The sequence below is a fragment of the Streptomyces physcomitrii genome (genome assembly GCF_012273655.1).
Lineage (GTDB): Bacteria > Actinomycetota > Actinomycetes > Streptomycetales > Streptomycetaceae > Streptomyces > Streptomyces physcomitrii.
The window spans coordinates 82,456-102,211 of record NZ_JAAWWP010000020.1; the positions used below are offsets into that span (position 1 = coordinate 82,456).

Sequence of the window (19,756 nt, forward strand, 5' to 3'; positions counted from 1 at the left end):
CACCACCCCGTGCCTCGCCCCGCTCACGCCCCGGCCTTCCACCCGTGCTCAGCCCCGCAGCTTGTAGCCGAAGCCGCGGACCGTCTCGATGCGGTCCTGGCCGATCTTGGTGCGCAGCCGCTGGACGTGCACGTCCACCACCCGGGTGTCGCCGCCCCAGCCGTACTCCCAGACCCGCTCCAGGAGCTTGTCACGGGAGAGCACGGTGCCCGGCACCCGGGAGAACTCCAGGAGCAGCCGCATCTCGGTCGGGGTCAGCGAGAGCAGCTCGCCCGCGCGGCGGACCTCCATGCCCTCCGTGTCGATCTCCAGCTCCCCGAAGTGCAGGGTGCTCTCCTCGGCCGGCGGCGCCTCGGCCCGCTCCGGCTCCTTGGCCGCCGCCCCGCTCGCGTGCCCGAAGCGCCGCAGCACCGCGCGGATGCGGGCCACCAGGACGGCACCCTCGAAGGGCTTGGTGACGTAGTCGTCGGCGCCCGCCTCCAGGCCGAGCACCACGTCGATGGAGTCGGCGCGGGCGGAGAGCATGATCACCGGCACCGTGGACTCGTCGCGGATGCGGCGGCACAGGCTGACCCCGTCCAGGCCCGGCACCATCACGTCGAGCAGCGCGATGTCCGGCCGTACGGAACGGAAGGACTCCAGGCCGCTGAGCCCGTCGGCCACCGCGGTGACGGTGAAGCCGTCGCGCTCCAGGGCGAGCTGGGTCGCCTCCCGGATGACGTCGTCGTCCTCGACGAACAGGACATGGGTCTGCTGGTTCATCGCTCGCTGCCGCTCCCGCTTCCTCGGCTCTGGCTCTCTGCTCTTCGGCTCTTCAGCTCTTCAGCTCTGCGAGGGCGGGCTCTGCCCGTCGCCGACGGCGTTGCTGTAGTCGTTGTGGGTGCGGTTCTGCTCGGTGAAGCGGCCGCCCACCCACCGGTAGGTGATGACATCCTCGCCGGAGGGGGAGGCGATGGGGTCGTCCTGTCCGTAGAACTGCCGGGTGACCACCAGGTCCCCGCGGTCGATCTCGGAGTACACCGGCGGTTCCTCGGAGCCGAAGACATGCACCCAGGAGCCGCCCGTGTACCGGTAGACGAAGGTGCCGATGCCGACCGCGTCCGCGCAGGTCATCACGTTGACCAGGACATCGCTCGTGGTGCCGCCGGTGAGGTCGCCGTAGCTGACGTCGACCGGGTAGCGCCGGCCGCCGCAGGGGGTGAGGTTCTCCCGGATGTCCGGGCCGACCTTCGGGTCCTGGCGCAGCAGGGCGACCGCGTCGACCTTGCTGCCCGGGCTGGGCGCCGGGCTCGGCCGGGACACCGGCTCCGAGGTGCGCCCCGGACCCTCGTCGCGCACCCCCGTGCCGTTGGTCCCGCAGGCAGTCGCCAGGACGCCGAGAGCGGCGAGCACGACTCCCGCCGCACCCGCCGCCGCCGAACTCCGTACTAGGCCGCGCACCGACTTGGCTCTCCGTTCATCTGGTCCCCGCCGTCCCGCTCGCCGAGCCCACCGCGCTCGCCCCCGGACTCCCGGCCGCGGCCGTCCCGAGGGCCCGGCACCGCGTTCTCCCGGCGCTCCAGCTCCTCGCGGAGCCGCGCCAGGGCCCGGTGCAGCGTGCTCTTGACGGTGCCGGTGGACATGCCGAGCGCGGCGGCGGTCTCCTCGGTGGACATCTGCTCCCAGTGTCGCAGCACCACGACACTGCGCTGCTTCGGTGCCAGGACCGCCATGATGTCCCGCAGCAGCTCCCGGTCGGCCTGCTGCTCGGTGGTGTCCTCGACGCTGGACTCCGGCAGCTGCTCGGTCGGTATCTCCTCCAGCTTGCGGGCGCGCCACCACTCGGTCCGGGTGTTGATCATGACCCGGCGCAGATAGGCGTCGGCCAGCCGCTTGTCGGCGATGCCCTCCCAGCGCCCGTAGGTCCGCACCAGCGCGGTCTGCAGGAGGTCCTGCGCCTCCACGGGATCGGGGACAAGCCGTCGGGCACTGCGCAGCAGGGCGTCCTGCCGCGTGCGGACGTACTCCTCGAAGTCGAGCACCTCTGCCTGTGCCACTGCTACCGCCTCCGGTCCCCGTGTGCCAGTTCCCTCGTACCTCTGCGGTACGGGAAGGACGCTACGGAGGCGTTGTCACGGCGCGGTGCGGACCAGCGCGCGAGGGGCGCACGAGCAGCCGTCGGTTGTGTAACAGCGGCTCGTGCGCCCCTCGGTAGGCGCTGCGATCAGGGCTTTTGTCCGGAAGGGGGGCCTGTGGGCAGTCGGTAGAGGCCGCCCGGCAGCGGCTCGACCAGGCCGTCCGAGACCAGCCCGTCCAGGGCGCGCGCCCGCTGGATCCGGTCGTCCCAGACGCGTTCGAGGGCGGCCCGCGGCACCGGCCCCGGAGACTCCCGCAGCACGGCGAGCAGCTTGCCCCGCACCTGCCGGTCGGTGCCCGCGTACGACTGGGTCCGGCGCGGCGGCCCCACGTGCTCGGGCTTGCCGGCGAGGCGCCAGGCGCACTGCCCGGAGATCGGGCAGGCGCCGCAGTTCTCGTTGCGCGCCGTGCACAGCACCGCGCCGAGTTCCATGGAGGCGGCGGCCCAGCGGGCGGCGGTCCGCTCCTCCTCGGGCAGCAGGGCGCGGGCGAGCTTGCGTTCGGCGGCGGTGGTCGCGTTCGGCGGGTACTGGCTGCCGGTCACCGCCCGGGCGAAGACCCGGCGCACATTGGTGTCCAGCACGGCATGCCGCTGCCCGTAGGCGAAGGAGGCGACCGCCGCGGCGGTGTACTCCCCGATCCCGGGCAGGGCGAGCAGCTGGGCGTGCTGGGCGGGTACGTCCCCGCCGTGGCGTTCCGTTATGGCGAGCGCGGCACCGTGCAGCCGCAGGGCGCGGCGCGGGTAGCCGAGCCGGCCCCAGGCGCGCACGGCCTCGCCGGGCGCCTCCTCGGCCAGGTCGGCGGGGCGCGGCCAGCGGGCCATCCACTGCTCGTAGACGGGCAGCACCCGGGCGACGGGGGTCTGCTGCAGCATGAACTCGCTGACCATCACGCCCCAGGCGCCCGCCTCGGGGCGCCGCCACGGCAGGTCGCGGGCGTGGTCCTCGAACCAGGTGATCACCGGCTCGTGGAGGGCGCTGTGCGCGCTGGGTGTATCGGCGGCTGTGCTCTGCATGGGCTTCGTTGGCGCAGTCATGGCACGTCCGATCCTGCCACGCCCCCGCCCGCACACCGCAGACGCGTGGCCGCACGGGCGCGGCACGACACCCGGGAAGAGCAGTGGGGGCAGAGGGAGGGGGAGCTGGGGGAGGGCCCGGAATGCGGGGGTGGGAGCTCTCCGCCAGGGGTGGGGGACGGTCTCGTACGAGGTGAGGGGCCGTCTCCTGTACGAGGCGGGCGGGTGGCCGGGTGGGTGCTGTCGCCCGCGGGTGGGAGGGGGCGCGGGCGGCAGTCGGGGTGCTCAAGTGGCTTGGCGCGCAGGTGAGTTCAGGGGGCCTGGTGTGCGGGAGAGGCGAGTACGGAGAGTGAGGGGAGGTCTGCTGATCGTGAGACGTGTGCCTCAACTCCCGTTCTGCTGACCGGTGATCCGGAAAATCGGGGTCCCAGGCGGCGGGTGGGGCAGGACAACTCCCCGTTCTCTCGTAGAGTTTGGGCGTGGGATCAATGCGCAATCCTGTCGGGCCGCTCCCCTCCTCCATCTACTGGCGGCGGAGGGCCGTTCTGCTGGCCCTGGTCGCGGTGCTGGCCCTCGTGGTGATCTGGGCGGTCACCGCGGGCGGCGGAGGCGGCGAGGACAAGGGCGCGGACAGCCCCGGCAAGGGCAGCGGCCCGGCGAGTTCGATCACGCCGGGGCCCTCCGGCTCCGGACCCGCGATCAGTGAACACCCGGGCGGGCGCGACGAGTCGGACACCGGCGGCAGCGGCGGCGAGGACAGCGGCGGCTCCGGCGGCGGTGACGAGAACGGCGCGGGCGGCTCCGGCGGCGACGACGGCAAGGGCGGCTCGGGTGGCGCGGGCGGCGGCGCGGGCGACAAGCTTCCGGCGGGCAGCAGCCTCCCCGCCTGCACCGAGGGCTCGGTGACCCTGAAGCTGCGCAGCGTCCGCAACCGCTACGCGCCCGGTCAGACCCCCGAGCTGGTCCTCACCGCCAAGAACGCGGGCGGCAAGGAGTGCAAGGCCGACCTCGGCGACAAGAAGACCGTCCTGACCATCACGAAGGCGGACGGCGACGTCGAGATCTGGTCCTCCGAGGACTGCCCGAAGAGCGAGGCCAGCTGGCCGGTACGGGTACCGGCCGAGGGGAGCGCGACCCGTACCGTGCGCTGGGACCGCAAGCCGAGCGCCCCTGAGTGCGCCACCCCCGAAGAGGACTCCGCGGCCCCCGGTACCTACCTGGCGGAGGCGAAGGGCCCCGGCGGCAAGAAGGCCCAGGCCTCCTTCGTCCTCGCCGCCGACTGAGGCGCGGGCCGCCTTCGTACCGGCGGCGGGGTGCTGCTGGGCGGACTGCTGAGCGGCGGACGTTGGGCGGCTGATTGCTGAGTGAGGCGCGGGGCTCCCCCGTCCCGCCGCCGACCGAGCGGAGAGGCGCGGGGCTGCGGTGTGCGTCCGCCGCCGCTGCAACCGCTTCCCCGCATCGCGCGTCACCCCAGGTGAGCAGGGCTCTGAGGCGAGGGCCCGGATCGGTGAAGGGGAGCGTTCATGGCCGTACGCGGCAGTCGTTATCTGTACCTCGCGCGGCACGGGGAGGCGCAGTCCGAGGACGGCCTGACCGGGAACGGCCGCCGCCAGGCGGAACTGCTCGGCGAGCGGCTGCGGGACGTGCCGCTCACGGCCGTCCACCACGGGCCGCTGCCCCGCGCCGCGCAGACCGCCGCGCTCGCCGCCGCCCGGCTTGACGGCGTACCGCTGCGGGAGTCCGAGGCCGCCGGGGACTATGTGCCGTACGTGCCTCAGGCCGCCGAACTGCCCGAGGACAGCGCCGAGCGGCTCCTCGGCTTCCTGTCGGCCACCACCGAGGAGGAGCGCGTCGAGGGGGCCGCGCTCGCCCGCCGGGCCCTGGACCGGTTCACCGGACCCGCCCCGGGCGAGGCGACCGTGCACGAACTCGTCGTCACCCACAACTTCCTGCTCGGCTGGCTGGTCCGCGAGGCGCTCTCGGCCCCGGCCTGGCGCTGGCTGGGCCTCGACCACGCCAACGCGGCGCTCACGGTGATCCGCTACACCCCCGGCCGCCCCACCGCCCTGCTCGTCCAGAACGACATGAGCCACCTGCCGGCCGAACTGCGCTGGACGGGGCTGCCGGCTGAGCCACGTCACCTCTGAGCCGCCTCTGCGTCACCTCTGAGGGGGTGGTGCGCGGGCTCGGGTGCGTGGGCGGGGCGAGCGCGTACGAGGGTCGGGTGATCGGGGAGGCGGGCGCTCGGGTACGCGGATGCTCGGGCGCTCGGGCAGGGTGCGGGTGGGTGCGGGCCCGGACGTCGCGTGGGTTTGCCCGGTGCCGGGTGGCGTGGAACCCTCCGCCGGTATGGACGAAGAGACCCTGCTCGCGCGTTCGGGCGGCCCCGTCACCCGCGGTCGGCTGCGCGGTGACCTGGCCCGGCTGGGGATCGCCGCGGGCGACCTCGTGATGTTCCATACGCGGCTCTCCGCCCTCGGCTGGGTCGCCGGGGGTGCCCGTACCGTCGTCGAGGCGCTGCGGGACGCGGTGGGCGAGAGGGGCACCCTGATGGTCACCTGCGGCTGGAACGACGCGCCGCCCTACGGATTCACCGACTGGCCGCCGGAGTGGCAGGCGGCTCTGCGAGCCGAACACCCCGTGTACGACCCGGAGTTGAGCGAGTCCGACCACGAGAACGGCCGCCTGCCCGAGGTGCTGCGGCGCTGGCCCGGCGCGGTACGCAGCCGCCATCCCGACGTGAGCTTCGCGGCGCTCGGCCCGCTCGCCGGTCCGCTGACGGAGGACCACCCCTGGGACGATCCGCACGGTCCCGGCAGCCCGTTGGCCCGGCTCGTGGCGCACGGCGGCCGGGTGCTGCTCCTCGGCGCCCCGCTGGACACGCTCACCCTGCTGCACCACGCGGAGGCGCTGGCCGAGGCGCCCGGGAAACGGTTCGTGGAGTACGAGCAGCCCGTCCGCGACGAGCACGGGCAACGCGTCTGGCGCCGCTTCCGCGACATCGACTCCGAGCACGGTGCCTTCGACTACTCCGCCCTGGTGGCCGAGGGGGAGGAGGCCTTCGAGGTGCTGGCCCGGGACGCGCTGGCGGCGGGGCTCGGGAGGCGGGGGGTGGTGGGCGCTGCCGAGAGCTATCTCTTCGAGGCGGCTGAGGTGGTGCGGTTCGGGGTGGAGTGGATTGAGCGGGGGGTGGGGTGACGGGGTGACAGATACCAACTGACGGATGACGGATGACAGATAGTGATATCTGTCATCCGCCATCTGTCACCCCAACTGTGTCAGCCGCCGCAGAATCCCCCTGCCTGCCTGCCTGCCTGCCTGCCTGCCTGCCTGCCTGCCTGCCTGCCTGCCTGCCTGCCTGCCTGCCTGCCTGCCTGATGCCTGCCCGCCTGCTGCCTGCCTCCGTGGCCGTGCCTTCCGCGACCGCGCCTCCGCGACCGCGCCTCCGCGACCGCGCCTCCGCGACCGCGCCTCCGCGACCCTGCCTCCCGCGACCGTGCCCCCGCCCCGCCCGCCCCTCCCCAGCACCTTTGTCCTCCCAGGAGAAAAAGTCTGAGCGATTTCTGCACGACTTCTTCCCAGCCGGGTGTGCCGTTGCTACGTTCCCCGTGAAATCCCGGCGCGCGCCCGCTACTCGGCGGGTCGGGCACCGGCCGCGTACCGGCGGTCAGGTGTCCGGCGTCCCTGCGTCACCGTGACCGGGTTTCCCCGTGCCGTGGGCCTTGGGGAGGGAGGGGCAGCGTGAGGCGCATGACGGCTCGGCCTGCGAACGCGCATCAGGCGCGGCTCCTGCGGCTGCTGCGGGACGGCGGTCCGACATCCCGGGCCCGTCTGGGCGACGAGGTGGAACTCTCCCGTTCCAAGCTCGCCGTCGAGGTGGACCGGCTCCTGGAGACCGGTCTGGTGGTGGCCGACGGGCTCGCCGCCTCCCGGGGCGGGCGCCGTTCGCACAACGTCCGGCTCTCACCCGGTCTGCGCTTCCTCGGCATCGACATCGGCGCGACCTCGGTCGACGTCGCCGTCACCGGCCCGGAGCTGGAGATCCTCGGCCACCTCAACCAGCCGATGGACGTACGCGAGGGCCCGGTCGCGGTCTTCGAGCAGGTCCTCGCCATGGTGGCCAAGCTCAAGCACGACGGCCTCGCCGAGGGCTTCGACGGCGCGGGCATCGGCGTGCCGGGGCCGGTCCGCTTCCCCGAGGGGGTCCCGGTGGCGCCGCCGATCATGCCGGGCTGGGACGGCTTCCCGGTACGGGAGGCGCTCAGCCAGGAGCTCGGCTGCCCGGTCCTGGTCGACAACGACGTGAACCTGATGGCGCTCGGCGAGCAGCAGGCCGGAGTCGCGCGCAGCGTACGGGACTTCTTCTGCGTGAAGATCGGTACCGGTATCGGCTGCGGCATCGTCGTCGGCGGCGAGGTCCACCGCGGCACGACCGGCAGCGCGGGCGACATCGGACACATCCAGGCGGAGCCCGAGGGACGCCCGTGCGCCTGCGGCAACCGCGGCTGCCTGGAGGCCTACTTCGGCGGCGCGGCACTCGCCCGGGACGCCGAAGCGGCCGCCCGGGACGGGAGTTCGCCGGAACTTGCCGCGCGGCTCGCCGTCGCGGGCAGGCTGAGCGGCCCGGACGTGGCCGCCGCCGCGGCGGCCGGGGACGCCGCCGCGCTCGGCCTGATCCGCGACGGCGGCACCCGTACGGGGCAGGTCATCGCCGGACTCGTCAGCTTCTTCAACCCCGGGCTCGTGGTGATCGGGGGCGGTGTGACGGGCCTCGGCCACACCCTGCTCGCCAGTATCCGCACCCAGGTCTACCGCCAGTCGCTGCCGCTCGCGACCGGCAATCTCCCGCTGGTCCTGGGCGAGTTGGGCCAGCTCGCCGGGGTCACCGGAGCCACCCGCCTGATCAGCGACCACCTCTTCTCCCCGGCCTGAGCCACCCCGGCCGACCCGCACCACCCGCACCGAGCGCAGCCGCACCACGCGCACGACCAGCACGGCCGCACGTCCAGCAGAGCCGCACCACTCGCCCGGCAGCCCCACCCGCACACCCGCACCACGCCGCCCCGCGTCACGCCCCACCGCACACCACCGCACCGCACCCCACCGCATCTCACCGCACACCAACGGACCTCCCGGCCGCCCCGGGACGGCCCCGTACGCCCCGACGCACCCGGCATCCCCGTACGACCCGCACCCCGCACCCGCACCCCGCACCCGCCCCGGCTCCCGACGGAGGACGGCCATGGCAGCAGCACCCCTGCTCACGATGTCCGGCATCACCAAGTCCTTCCCCGGCGTGCGCGCGCTCGACGGGGTGGACCTCGATGTCGAGGCCGGGGAGGTGCACTGCCTGCTCGGGCAGAACGGTGCGGGCAAGTCGACGCTGATCAAGGTGCTCGCCGGGGCGCACCAGCCGGACGAGGGGCGGATCAGCTGGGAGGGCAGGGAGGTACGGCTCGGCAGTCCGGTGGCCGCGATGCGGCTCGGCATCGCCACCATCTACCAGGAACTCGACCTGGTGGAGCACCTGTCCGTCACCGAGAACGTCTTCCTCGGGCACGAGGTGGCCACCCGCGGCTTCCTCCGGGTGCGTACCGCCCGTGAACGCGCCGCCGCCCTGCTGCGCCGCCTCGGCCACCCGGAGATCGACCCGCGCACCCTGGTCGGCGCGCTGTCCGCGGCCGGGCAGCAGATCGTCTCGATGGCCCGGGCGCTCTCCCACGAGGTGCGGCTGATCGTGATGGACGAGCCCTCGGCGGCGCTCGACCCGGACGAGGTCGGCAACCTCTTCCGCATCGTCACCGATCTGACCGCCCAGGGCGTGGCGGTTGTCTACATCTCGCACCGCCTGGAGGAGATCCGGCGGATCGGCGACCGCGTCTCGGTCCTCAAGGACGGCCGGGTCGCCGCCCGCGGCCTCCCGGCCCGCACCACCGCCACCCGCGAGGTGGTCTCCCTGATGACCGGCCGCGAGATCGCCTACGTCTTCCCGCCCCGCCCCACCCGGCCGTACGGCACCCCGGCCCGTACCGGCGACGAGGCGACGACGGACCGGCGCTCCGGGGACTCCGGCTCCGGGACCACCGGCCCCGAGGCCACCGGACCGGGGGAGTCCGGCTCCGGTGACGCCCACTCCTGGGACCCGTGGTCCAAGGACCCCCGCCCCCAGGACCCGTACGCCAAGACCACCGCATCCCAGGACTCCGTACCCCATGACTCCGGATCCCAGGACCACGTATCCCAGGACCCGAACCCCCGGTACCGCGCATCCCAGGACCGCCGCTCCGAGGATCACCGATCCCAGGACCACCGATCCCAGGACCACGGACCCGAGGACCACCCCTCCACCGCCCTCACCCCCCAAGACCACGACCCCCGCTCAGGCCCCACCGTCCCCACCCCCCTCACCCCACCCCTCCTCAGCCTGCAATCCCTCACCCGCAAGGGCGAGTTCGCCCCCCTTGACCTCGATGTGCACCCGGGGGAGATCGTCGGCCTCGCGGGTCTTGTCGGGTCCGGGCGGTCGGAGATCCTGGAGACCGTGGCGGGCGCGCGGCGGCCGAGCGCGGGACGGGTCCTGGTCGACGGGAAGCCGCTGCGCCCCGGTTCGGTGCCCGCGGCGGTGCGGGCCGGGATCGGTCTCGCGCCCGAGGAGCGCAAGGCGCAGGCGCTGCTGATGCTGGAGCCGGTCAGCAGCAATGTCTCGCTCTCCTCGCTCGGCCGCTTCTCCACCGGCGGCTGGCTCGACGGGCGCCGGGAACGCGCCGCCGCCCTCGCCGGCACCCGGGACCTCTCGCTCTCCCCGGCCGACCCGGACCGCCCGGTGCGCACCCTGTCCGGCGGCAACCAGCAGAAGGTCGTCCTCGCCCGCTGGCTGCTGCGCGAGTGCCGGGTGCTGCTGCTCGACGAACCCACCCGGGGCGTGGACGTCGGCGCCCGCTCCGAGCTGTACGCCCTGATCCGCCGCCTCGCGGACGAGGGGCTCGCCGTCCTCCTGGTCTCCAGCGAGGTGCCCGAGGTGCTGGGCCTCGCCGACCGCGTCCTGGTGCTCCGGGAGGGCGTGGTGGTGCACCGGGCACCGGCCACCGAACTCGACGAGCACCGCGTACTCGACCTCGTCATGGAAGGAGCACCCTCGTGCTGACTGCCGCGACCGACCCGGGCGCGGGCTCCCTGCCGCCCACCAAGTCCCCTGCCCGCAGGGCGGTTTCACGGATCGACCTGCGGCACCTCTCGCTGCTCGCGGTGCTCGGCGCGCTGGTGGTCGTCGGCGCCCTCACCAAGCCGAGCGAGTTCCTGAGCACCGACAATCTGCAGCTGATCCTCACCCAGGCCTCGGTGATCGGCGTGGTCACCGTGGGCGTCACCTTCGTCATCATCGGCGGCGGCATCGACCTCTCGGTGGGCGCGATCGTCGCCCTCGCCTCGGTGTGGGCGACCACCGTCGCCACCCAGGAGTACGGGCTGCCCGGCATCCTGTTCTGCGCCCTCCTGGTCGGCCTCGGCTGCGGGCTGGTCAACGGGCTCCTGGTGGCGTACGGGCCGATGGTGCCGTTCATCGCCACCCTCGCGATGCTGGCCTCGGCGCGCGGGCTCGCGCTCCAGATCAGCGACGGGCGCACCCAGGTGGTCACCGTCGAGTCCGTGCTCGACCTGGGCCTGCCCGACGCCTACGTGCTCGGGATCCCGCCGCTGGTGCTGATCTTCGCGGCGGTCTCGGTGCTGGGCTGGCTGGTCCTCGGGCGCACCACCTTCGGGCGCCGCACGGTCGCCATCGGCGGCAACCCGGAGGCCTCCCGGCTCGCGGGCATCGCGGTCAAGCGGCAGCGGCTGCTGCTCTACCTGCTCTCCGGACTGTGCTGCGGGATCGCCGCCTTCATGCTCGTCGTGCTCACCGGCTCCGGCCAGAACACCAACGGCAACCTCTACGAACTCGACGCCATCGCCGCCGCGATCATCGGCGGCACCCTGCTCAGCGGCGGACGCGGCACCATCACCGGCTCCGTCCTCGGCGTCCTGGTCTTCACCACCATCACCAACCTCTTCGCGCTCAACAACCTGCAGAGCGACGTCCAGCAGATCGCCAAGGGAGCGATCATCGTCGCTGCCGTCCTGGTCCAGAAGGGTCGTACCAGCTCATGAGAGAACTCCGGCGCACCGGCGACAGCCCCGAACAGCCGCCCGCCACAGGGCAGTTCGCCAGCCGCCGCAATCTGCTCCTCGGCACCGCGGCGGCCGGTGCCGCCCTGCTCGCCACCGGCTGCACCAGCAACGAGACCAAGGACGAGTCCGACTCCGGCAAGCAGCCCGCGGGCGCGCCCGGCGACAAGCCCGGCAAGAAGGTCACCATCGGCTTCGCCGGTCCGCAGGCCGACCACGGCTGGCTCAACGCCATCAACGAGGAGGGCAGGCGCCGCGCGAAGGCCTACGAGGACGTCACCCTGGTCAGCACCGAGGGCTCCAACGACACCGCGCAGCAGATCGGCCAGATCGAGACCCTGATCAACAAGAAGGTCGACGTCCTGGTGATCCTGCCCGCCGACGGCAAGGCGCTGACCGGCGTCGGCCTCAAGGCGATGCGGGCCGGCATCCCGGTGGTCAACCTGGACCGGGTCTTCAACTCCCCGCAGGCGTACCGCTGCTGGATCGGCGGCGACAACTACGGGATGGGCCTGAACGCGGGCCGTTACATCGGCGAGCGGCTCAAGGGCAAGAAGAACGCGAAGGTCGTCGAACTCGCCGGGATGGACAGCCTGGAGCTGACCCAGGAGCGCACCCGGGGCTTCGACGACGCCCTGAAGAACTACCCGAACATCCGCAAGGTGGCCCGCCAGGCCGCCGAGTTCACCGTCGAGTCCGGGCAGAAGAAGATGGCCGAACTCCTGCAGGCGCAGCCGAAGTTCGACGCCCTGTGGAACCACGACGACGATCAGGGCGTGGGCGCCGAGCGGGCCATCAAGCAGGCCGGGCGGGACGAGTTCGTGATGGTCGGCGGCGCGGGTTCGCGGCATTCGATGGATGTCATCAAGGCCGACAACACCGTCCTCAAGGCGACCGTGCTCTACCCGCCGACCATGGCGGCCTCCGCGATCGACCTGGCCCGCGCCCTCGGCCAGGGCAAGGGCGTCGGCGGCCTCGCCGAGCAGGAGATCCCCGCCTCGCTCACCCTCTACTCGGCCGTGGTGACCAAGGAGAACGTCGACCAGTACCTCCCGACCGGCTTCAACTGACCTGCCGGGCGCGGCCGTTGACGACCACCGGCCCGCGCCCCGCCACCGCACCCCGCTTCGACTGGGAGGAGCTCCATGCCCAACGACACCTCCGCGCCCGCCACCCCCGCCACCCCGGTACTGGGGATCGGGATGATCGGCTACGCCTTCATGGGCGCCGCCCACTCGCAGGGCTGGCGCACCGTGGGGCGGGTCTTCGACCTGCCGCTGGCCCCCGCCATGGCCGCCGTCTGCGGGCGGGACCCGGCCGCCGTGCGGGCGGCGGCCGGCCGGCTCGGCTGGGCCGCCGCCGAGACCGACTGGCGGGCCCTGATCGCCCGGGACGACGTGGACCTCGTCGACATCTGCACCCCCGGGTCCAGCCACGCCGAGATCGCGATCGCGGCCCTGGAGGCGGGCAAGCACGTGCTGTGCGAGAAGCCGCTCGCCAACACCGTGGCCGAGGCCGAGGCGATGGCCGAGGCCGCCCGCCGGGCCCGCGCCCGCGGCCGGTTCGCCATGGTCGGCTTCAACTACCGCCGCACGCCCGCCCTGGCGCTGGCCCGCCGGATGACGGCCGAGGGACGCCTCGGCGTGCTGCGGCACGTGCGGATCAGCTACCTCCAGGACTGGCTGGTCAGCCCCGACTTCCCGCTGGCCTGGCGGCTGCGCAGGGAGCAGGCGGGCTCCGGCGCCCTCGGCGACCTCGGCGCGCACGCCGTCGACCTCGCCCAGCACCTCGCGGGCGAGCCGCTCACCGCGGTCAGCGCGCAGACCGAGACCTTCGTACGGGAGCGCCCGGTGCCCGGCGGCTCCCCGGGCGAGATCGGCCCGGTCACCGTGGACGACGCCGCGCTGATCTCCGGGCGCCTCGCCTCCGGGGCGCTGGCCTCCTTCGAGGTGAGCCGGGTCGCCGCGGGCCGCAAGAACGCGCTGCGGGTGGAGGTCAACGGCACCCTCGGCTCGCTCTCCTTCGACCTGGAGCGCCTGAACGAACTGCACTTCCACGACCACACCGCCGACCCGGCCGAGGCGGGCTTCCGCCGCATCCACGTCACCGAGGACAGCCACCCGTACCTCTCCGCCTGGTGGCCGGCCGGTCACGGACTCGGCTACGAGCACACCTTCACCCACCAGGCCCACGACCTGCTCCAGGCGATCGCCGCGGGCACCGACCCGGACCCCGGCTTCGAGGAGGGGCTCCAGGTGCAGCGCGTCCTCGCCGCGGTCGAGCAGAGCGCGGCCGAGAACTCCGTCCTGGTCCCCGTCCCGGCCCCGCAGCCCGCCGCCGTCCCCGCCGGGTGACCTCCCGTATCCCGCAAGCGAACTGAGTACGCGTCAGGAGAAGACGATGCCGCGATCCTTCACCCTCTTCACCGGGCAGTGGGCCGATCTGCCGCTGGAGGAGGTGTGCCGACTGGCCCGCGACTTCGGCTACGACGGGCTCGAACTCGCCTGCTGGGGCGACCACTTCGACGTACAGAAGGCCCTGCACGAGCCGGGCTATCTGGCCGGGCGGCATGAACTCCTCGACAAGCACGGCCTGAAGTGCTGGGCGATCTCCAACCACCTGGTCGGGCAGGCGGTCTGCGACGACCCGATCGACGAGCGGCACCAGGCCATCCTGCCGCCGCGGATCTGGGGCGACGGCGAGCCGGAGGGGGTGCGGCAGCGGGCGGCGGCCGAGATGGCGGACACCGCGCGGGCCGCCGCCGCCTTCGGGGTGGAGACCGTCGTCGGCTTCACCGGCTCCTCGATCTGGCACCTGGTGGCGATGTTCCCGCCGGTCCCCGAGCACATGGTGGAGCGCGGCTACACCGACTTCGCGGAGCGCTGGCACCCGATCCTCGACGTCTTCGACACCGAGGGCGTGCGCTTCGCCCACGAGGTGCACCCCAGCGAGATCGCCTACGACTACTGGACCACCCACCGCGCCCTGGAGGCCATCGGCCACCGGCCCGCCTTCGGCCTCAACTTCGACCCCAGCCACTTCGTCTGGCAGGACCTCGACCCGGTCGGCTTCCTCTACGACTTCCGGGACCGGATCTACCACGTCGACTGCAAGGAGGCCCGCCGCCGCCTCGACGGCCGCAACGGCCGCCTCGGCTCGCACCTGCCCTGGGGCGACCCGCGCCGCGGCTGGGACTTCGTCTCCGCCGGGCACGGCGATGTGGCCTGGGAGGACGTCTTCCGGATGCTGCGCTCGATCGGCTACGCCGGACCCGTCTCGGTGGAGTGGGAGGACGCGGGGATGGACCGCCTCCAGGGCGCCCCGGAGGCCCTGCGGCGCCTGAAGGCCTACGACTTCGAGCCCCCGACGGCCTCCTTCGACGCGGCTTTCGGGGGCAACTGAGGAACTCTCACCGGCAACTGAGCAACCGTCATGAATTGACGCCTCGTCACTTCGTCTTCCCGACAGCCCAGCAGCAGAGTCCGGGGAAGGCCGGTGGGCGTGCCTTTGGGCGTGCCTTGCCCTGGAGTGCGCTCCAGCTCGTAGCGTGCGCAGGGTACGGGCCCGCGGCCGCCCGGTGCGCCCGTACGGGACAGGGCCGGTACCGGGCGCCTGCCGCGGCGGGCGAGAGCGATACGACGACGGTTGCGACGACGGTGAGGAACAGCGTGCGCTACACACTCTTCGGCAGGACCGGGCTCCGGGTGAGCGAACTCGGGCTCGGCGCCATGACCTTCGGCACCGAGGACGCGGGCGGCATCGGCAAGGAGGCGAGCGGCCGCCTGCTCGACCTGTACACCGAGGCGGGCGGCAACTTCCTGGACACCGCCGACATCTACACCGGCTCCAGCTCGGAGAGCGTCCTCGGCGAACTGCTCACCGGGCGCCGCGAGGAGTACGTCCTGGCCAGCAAGTACACCTGCGCCACCCGCCCCGGCGACCCCAACTCCGGCGGCAACCACCGCAAGAACCTGGTGCAGTCGGTGGAGGCGAGCCTGCGCAGGCTGCGCACCGACCGGCTCGACGTGCTGTGGGTGCACGCCCGCGACGAGTTCACCCCCGTCGAGGAGACCATGCGCGCCCTCGACGACCTGGTGCGCGCCGGGAAGGTGCTCTACCTCGGCGTCTCCGACTGGCCGGCCTGGGAGATCGCGCAGGCCAACACCCTTGCCGAACTGCGGGGTTGGACCTCCTTCGCGGGCTCCCAGCTGCGCTACCACCTCCTCGACCGCTCACCGGAACGTGAACTCCTGCCGCAGGCACGGGCGTTCGGCCAGGCCGTCTTCGCCTGGAGCCCCCTCGCGGGCGGCCGGCTCACCGGCAAGTACCTGCGCGGCGAACAGGGGCGCCTCGGTACGGACACCACCGACCCGCGCGAGGACGCGCTCGTCACCGCGGTGGTCGAGACCGCCGAGCAGGGCGGCTGGACCCCCGGCCAGGTCGCCCTCGCCTGGCTGCGCAGCCGCCCCGGCAACCTCGTCCCGCTCCTCGGCGCCACCCGCGAGTCCCAGCTCACCGACACCCTCGGCTGCCTCGACGTCACCCTCGACGAGTCCGCCCTGACCCGCCTCGACCGGCTCAGCGCGGTCCCGCTCGGCTTCCCGCACGAGTTCCTCGACGAGCCCGTCGTACGGCGCAATGTGTACGGGGACACCGACGACCGGATCCGGCCGCTGGGACGCTAGAGGTGCCGGAGCGTCGGTCCCGGCCATTCAGGTCCAGCAGTCGCACCCCACCGTCTCGGCCGCACTCGTGCCGCTGCGCCGGCACGACGCGTACCTCCCCGCGCACGACTGCGGGCCCACCTCCCTCGTGATGTCGCTGCTGTCCCGCGGAGTCACACCGTCGGGCCGATCCGGGCTCCGGGCGCTGGCCTCCCGGCCCGCGCGCCGTGGGTGACCCGGGAAGGCACGCGGCTCAGCGCCGGCCGCTGTTGCGCGGGTGGTTCCGGGCGGCCCGCTCGTTGCCGAACTTGTAGGCGCCGGTCCAGCGCGCCATCACCAACTGGGCGTCCCCTGCCGCGACTTCGGCCAGGAATTTTGCCGCCCGGGCACCGCGGAGGCGGGTCGCCGTGCGGCCCCGGTGGGTGATCTCGACGCTGCCGTCGGCCCGGGTCTCGTAGCTGAATCCGTGGGGTGCGGGCACGGGCGGGCCTACGGGGTTCTCAGGGTTGCGGGCATGGGCGGGTCTCCGGGGCTCTCAGAGGTGCGGGCATGGGCGGGTCTCCGGGGTTCTCGGCGCGGTCCGGCTCACTCGGGGTCCAGTACGGCGGCGACCGCCTCGATCTCCACCAGCTGGTCCCGGTAGCCGAGCACGGTCACCCCCATCAGGGTGCTCGGCACGTCGTGCGCGCCGAAGGCGTCCCGGACCACCTCCCAGGCGGCCACCAGGTCAGCGGGGTCCGCGGTGGCGACCAGGACCCGGGTGCTGATCACGTCCTCGATCCCGGCCCCGGCCGCGGCGAGCGCGGTACGCAGATTGGCCACCGCCCGGGCGGCCTGCCCCCGGTGGTCGCCGGGGCAGACGGTGCCGCCCTCCTCGTCGAGCGGGCAGGCACCGGCCAGGAAGATCAGCCGGGCTTCGGCGGGCGCGGTGGCGGCGTAGGCGTACTCCGCGACATCGGAGAGGGCGTCGGAGCGGATCAGGGTGACGGCACGGGGCACGGGCGTTCCGTTCGGTGGTGCGGGCCTGCGGACAACCGCTCACCCTGGCAGAACGCCCCCGGGCGCGCCCCTGCTTTTCCGCCCGGGCCCGCGCCTGTGCCGCCGCCCGCCCGCACCTCGGCGAGATGATCCACCGGAGACTGCCTATTCCGGCCCCGGTGCGGGCAGGCGGGATCTGTGACCCACGGAATCGAGGACTACGCACTCATCGGCGACCACCAGTCGGCGGCGCTCGTCAGCACCAGCGGCTCGGTGGACTGGCTCTGCCTGCCGCGCTTCGACTCCCCGGCCTGCTTTGCGGCGCTGCTCGGCCAGGAGGACAACGGCCACTGGCGGCTGGCCCCCGAGGGCGCGGGCAGCTGCACCCGCCGCGCCTACGCCCCCGGCTCGCTCGTCCTGGAGAGCGTCTGGGAGACACCCGAAGGCGCCGTCAAGGTCACCGACTTCATGCCGCAGCGGGACAGGGTGCCGGACCTGATCCGGATCGTCACCGGACTCTCCGGCGAGGTCGCCATGACCGGCGAACTGCGGCTGCGCTTCGACTACGGGCGGGTGCGGCCCTGGATGCGCGAAGTGGACGGGAGCCTGGTGGCCGTCGCGGGACCGGACTCGGCCTGGCTGCGCCACGACCCCCAAGTGGACACCGTCGTCCACGACTTCGGCATCCGCTCCGACTTCACGGTGCGCGCGGGCGAGGAGCGCGCCTTCGTCCTCACCTGGGCCCCCTCGCACGAGAGCGCCCCCAGTGCGGTCGACCCGCGGGAGTCGCTCGCCACCAGCCTCGCCGACTGGCAGGCCTGGTCGGACCGCTGCCGCTACCGGGGCCCGCACCGGGAGGCCGTGGTCCGCTCGCTGCTCACCCTCAAGGCCCTCACCTACGAGCCGACCGGCGGCATCGTCGCCGCCCCCACCACCTCGCTGCCGGAGGAACTCGGCGGCGTCCGCAACTGGGACTACCGCTTCTCCTGGCTGCGCGACTCCGCGCTCACCCTCGGCGCGCTGCTCTCCGCGGGCTACCAGGAGGAGGCCCAGGCCTGGCGGGACTGGCTGCTGAGAGCGGTCGCGGGCGACCCCGCCGACCTGCAGATCATGTACGGGCTCAGCGGTGAACGCCGTCTGCCCGAGACCGAGTTGACCTGGCTGAGCGGCTACGAGAAGTCCCGGCCGGTACGCGCGGGCAACGCCGCCGTCGACCAGCTCCAGCTGGACGTCTACGGCGAGGTGATGGACACCCTGCACACCGCCGACGCCGCGGGCCTGCAATTCGAGCCGGAGGCCTGGAAGTTGCAGCGCGCGCTGATGGAGCACCTGGAGTCCGCCTGGTCCGATCCGGACGACGGACTGTGGGAAGTCCGGGGCCCCAGGCGGCACTTCACCCACTCCAAGGTGATGGCCTGGGTCGCCGCCGACCGCGCGGTGCGCACCATGGAGGCCCACCCGGGACTGCCGGGCGAGGTCGGGCGCTGGCAGGAACTGCGCGAGACCATCCACCGCGAGGTCTGCGCCCGCGCCTTCGACGAGGAGCGCGGCACCTTCACCCAGTCGTACGGCAGCCGCGAACTCGACGCGGCCACCCTGCTCATACCCCGGGTCGGCTTCCTGCCCGCGAGCGACCCCCGGGTGCGGGGCACCGTGGACACCGTTCGCCGTGAACTCGACGAGGACGGCCTCATCCGCCGCTACAGCACCGACGGCGGCACCGTCGACGGGCTCCCCGGTACCGAGGGCACCTTCCTCGCCTGCTCCTTCTGGCTCGCCGACGCCCTCCACCTCACCGGCCGCCGCACCGAGGCCCGCGACCTCTTCGACCGCCTGCTCGACCTGCGCAACGACGTGGGCCTGCTCGCCGAGGAGTACGACCCGAAGGCCGCCCGCCAACTGGGCAACTTCCCCCAGGCGTTCAGCCACCTGGGCCTGATCGGCACGGCGTACACACTCTTCGGACGACCGGGCCCGGAGGAGGCCGCCGGGGGTGGGCGGGGGTGAGGGCCGGGCGCGGGGGCTGAGGGCGGGGCGCGGGGGCGGCTGGTCGGCGGGGGCGGCCGGTCTGCGGAGGCGTTCGCGGCGAGCCGTTCACTCGTCGTCGCTCCAGAAGACCACCAGGTCCGCGTGGTCCCGCCGCCCGGACCGCAGGGCCCGCTGCCACTCCTGGTGCGCGGACTCCAGCGCGTCCACCAGCGGCCGGACCGCGTAGTACGTCGTGCCCAGGCTGTACGCGACCCGCCGGCCGGCCTCCGCGAGCGCCCCGGCCCGGTCCACCGGCAGGCTGCCCAGCCCCGGGTGCCCGTCCGGCGGCTCGGGCAGCGGCAGCTCCTCGGGCGCCCCGGCGAACAGGTACCGGTGGGGCAACAGCGCCTCCGGGACGCCCAGTTCGCGCATCTCCTCGTCCATCCGCGCGTAGAGGGCCTTCGGCGGCGCCGCGTACGACCCGAGGACGACGGGCTCCGAGCCGATCCCGGCGAGGAGGGCGATCAGAGCACGGCGGTAGGCGGCACCGGCACCGGGGCCGTCCTGGGCCGCCCGACCCGCGAGCAGTTCCGCCAGGGCATCGGGCACGGTGAGGCCCAACTCGCCCTGCCTGCCGTCCCGTTCACCGTCCGCCGCGTCGAGCCGGACCTGTACGGCACGGGCCCGCTCCCGCGCCAGCTCGTGCACCCGCTGCTGTTCCGGCCCCGGCACACCACCGAGCAGAGCCGCCCACTCGCTCCGCCGGACGGTCTTCATCGATACGAGGACGTCTCCGCTCATGGGCTCATGATGGCAACGGGGCCCGAAACAACGGCACTTGCACCGGCGTCCACCT

18 protein-coding genes are annotated in these 19,756 nt (G+C 73.4%); 11 read left to right on the top strand and 7 right to left on the bottom strand.

Going from position 1 to position 19,756, the window contains the following annotated elements; all coding sequences use genetic code 11:
• Positions 1-48: 48 nt before the first annotated feature.
• The 4 genes from cseB to HFV08_RS25980 form a co-directional block, all read right to left on the bottom strand.
• Positions 49-762: a two-component system response regulator CseB gene (cseB, locus tag HFV08_RS25965; RefSeq protein ID WP_168542889.1), complete on the bottom strand. Its 714-nt coding sequence runs from the start codon at positions 760-762 to the stop codon at positions 49-51.
• Between the two features lie 60 nt (positions 763-822).
• Positions 823-1,440: a hypothetical protein gene (locus tag HFV08_RS25970; protein ID WP_168542890.1), complete on the bottom strand. Its 618-nt coding sequence runs from the start codon at positions 1,438-1,440 to the stop codon at positions 823-825.
• Positions 1,428-2,036 (bottom strand): SigE family RNA polymerase sigma factor, encoded by a 609-nt coding sequence (locus HFV08_RS25975; protein WP_312885828.1) that lies wholly within the window; start codon positions 2,034-2,036, stop codon positions 1,428-1,430. Before HFV08_RS25975 ends, HFV08_RS25970 begins: the two co-directional genes overlap by 13 nt.
• 167 nt (positions 2,037-2,203) lie before the next feature.
• Complete coding sequence (locus HFV08_RS25980; protein WP_168542891.1) at positions 2,204-3,151, bottom strand: iron-sulfur binding domain-containing protein; 948 nt, start codon at positions 3,149-3,151, stop codon at positions 2,204-2,206.
• A gap of 458 nt (positions 3,152-3,609) precedes the next feature.
• Here HFV08_RS25980 and HFV08_RS25985 point away from each other — a divergent pair, with 458 nt between their 5' ends.
• The 10 genes from HFV08_RS25985 (at position 3,610) to HFV08_RS26035 (ending at position 15,975) form a co-directional block, all read left to right on the top strand.
• Complete coding sequence (locus HFV08_RS25985; protein ID WP_168542892.1) at positions 3,610-4,413, top strand: hypothetical protein; 804 nt, start codon at positions 3,610-3,612, stop codon at positions 4,411-4,413.
• 240 nt (positions 4,414-4,653) lie between these two features.
• Positions 4,654-5,277: a histidine phosphatase family protein gene (locus HFV08_RS25990; RefSeq protein WP_168542893.1), complete on the top strand. Its 624-nt coding sequence runs from the start codon at positions 4,654-4,656 to the stop codon at positions 5,275-5,277.
• 202 nt (positions 5,278-5,479) lie between these two features.
• Positions 5,480-6,328, top strand: a complete 849-nt coding sequence (aac(3), locus tag HFV08_RS25995; RefSeq protein WP_168542894.1) for an aminoglycoside 3-N-acetyltransferase — start codon at positions 5,480-5,482, stop codon at positions 6,326-6,328.
• Between the two features lie 552 nt (positions 6,329-6,880).
• Positions 6,881-8,062, top strand: a complete 1,182-nt coding sequence (locus HFV08_RS26000) for an ROK family transcriptional regulator (RefSeq protein ID WP_168542895.1) — start codon at positions 6,881-6,883, stop codon at positions 8,060-8,062.
• A 310-nt stretch (positions 8,063-8,372) separates the two neighbouring features.
• Positions 8,373-10,274, top strand: coding sequence for a sugar ABC transporter ATP-binding protein (locus HFV08_RS31890; RefSeq protein ID WP_246342060.1), 1,902 nt, complete (start codon positions 8,373-8,375; stop codon positions 10,272-10,274).
• A 29-nt stretch (positions 10,275-10,303) separates the two neighbouring features.
• Positions 10,304-11,272, top strand: a complete 969-nt coding sequence (locus HFV08_RS26015; protein WP_237283062.1) for an ABC transporter permease — start codon at positions 10,304-10,306, stop codon at positions 11,270-11,272.
• A complete protein-coding gene (locus HFV08_RS26020) occupies positions 11,269-12,360 on the top strand; it encodes a substrate-binding domain-containing protein (RefSeq protein ID WP_168542896.1) in 1,092 nt (363 codons plus the stop codon). The genes HFV08_RS26015 and HFV08_RS26020 overlap by 4 nt, the downstream gene beginning before the upstream one ends.
• A 75-nt stretch (positions 12,361-12,435) precedes the next feature.
• Positions 12,436-13,644 (top strand): Gfo/Idh/MocA family protein, encoded by a 1,209-nt coding sequence (locus HFV08_RS26025; protein WP_168542897.1) that lies wholly within the window; start codon positions 12,436-12,438, stop codon positions 13,642-13,644.
• Positions 13,645-13,690: 46 nt separating this feature from the next.
• Complete coding sequence (locus HFV08_RS26030; protein WP_168542898.1) at positions 13,691-14,692, top strand: sugar phosphate isomerase/epimerase family protein; 1,002 nt, start codon at positions 13,691-13,693, stop codon at positions 14,690-14,692.
• Positions 14,693-14,958: 266 nt separating this feature from the next.
• Positions 14,959-15,975 carry an aldo/keto reductase gene (locus tag HFV08_RS26035; protein WP_168542899.1) on the top strand — a complete coding sequence of 339 codons (1,017 nt, stop codon included), beginning with the start codon at positions 14,959-14,961 and terminating at the stop codon, positions 15,973-15,975.
• Positions 15,976-16,207: 232 nt separating this feature from the next.
• Here the strand turns inward: HFV08_RS26035 and HFV08_RS26040 are convergent, their stop codons facing one another.
• Both HFV08_RS26040 and HFV08_RS26045 read right to left on the bottom strand, forming a co-directional pair.
• Positions 16,208-16,435: a hypothetical protein gene (locus HFV08_RS26040; RefSeq protein ID WP_168542900.1), complete on the bottom strand. Its 228-nt coding sequence runs from the start codon at positions 16,433-16,435 to the stop codon at positions 16,208-16,210.
• Positions 16,436-16,539: 104 nt separating this feature from the next.
• Positions 16,540-16,953: a RidA family protein gene (locus HFV08_RS26045; protein ID WP_168542901.1), complete on the bottom strand. Its 414-nt coding sequence runs from the start codon at positions 16,951-16,953 to the stop codon at positions 16,540-16,542.
• A 177-nt stretch (positions 16,954-17,130) separates the two neighbouring features.
• Between HFV08_RS26045 and HFV08_RS26050 the strand changes: the two genes are divergently transcribed.
• Positions 17,131-18,939: a glycoside hydrolase family 15 protein gene (locus tag HFV08_RS26050; protein WP_168542902.1), complete on the top strand. Its 1,809-nt coding sequence runs from the start codon at positions 17,131-17,133 to the stop codon at positions 18,937-18,939.
• Positions 18,940-19,026: 87 nt separating this feature from the next.
• Here HFV08_RS26050 and HFV08_RS26055 read toward each other — a convergent pair whose 3' ends face one another.
• Entirely contained in the window at positions 19,027-19,701 is a 675-nt protein-coding gene (locus tag HFV08_RS26055; RefSeq protein ID WP_168542903.1) for a DUF7691 family protein, read from the bottom strand.
• Between the last annotated feature and the right edge of the window lie 55 nt (positions 19,702-19,756).

Excerpts from the sequence above, each read along its gene's own strand:
- HFV08_RS25990 (WP_168542893.1), top strand. The coding sequence starts at position 4,654 with ATGGCCGTACGCGGCAGTCGTTATCTGTACCTCGCGCGGCACGGGGAG.
- HFV08_RS26030 (WP_168542898.1), top strand. The coding sequence starts at position 13,691 with ATGCCGCGATCCTTCACCCTCTTCACCGGGCAGTGGGCCGATCTGCCG.
- HFV08_RS26025 (WP_168542897.1), top strand. The coding sequence starts at position 12,436 with ATGCCCAACGACACCTCCGCGCCCGCCACCCCCGCCACCCCGGTACTG.
- HFV08_RS26020 (WP_168542896.1), top strand. The coding sequence starts at position 11,269 with ATGAGAGAACTCCGGCGCACCGGCGACAGCCCCGAACAGCCGCCCGCC.
- HFV08_RS26000 (WP_168542895.1), top strand. The coding sequence starts at position 6,881 with ATGACGGCTCGGCCTGCGAACGCGCATCAGGCGCGGCTCCTGCGGCTG.
- HFV08_RS25980 (WP_168542891.1), bottom strand. The coding sequence starts at position 3,151 with ATGACTGCGCCAACGAAGCCCATGCAGAGCACAGCCGCCGATACACCC.
- HFV08_RS26055 (WP_168542903.1), bottom strand. The coding sequence starts at position 19,701 with ATGAGCGGAGACGTCCTCGTATCGATGAAGACCGTCCGGCGGAGCGAG.
- HFV08_RS31890 (WP_246342060.1), top strand. The coding sequence starts at position 8,373 with ATGGCAGCAGCACCCCTGCTCACGATGTCCGGCATCACCAAGTCCTTC.
- cseB (WP_168542889.1), bottom strand. The coding sequence starts at position 762 with ATGAACCAGCAGACCCATGTCCTGTTCGTCGAGGACGACGACGTCATC.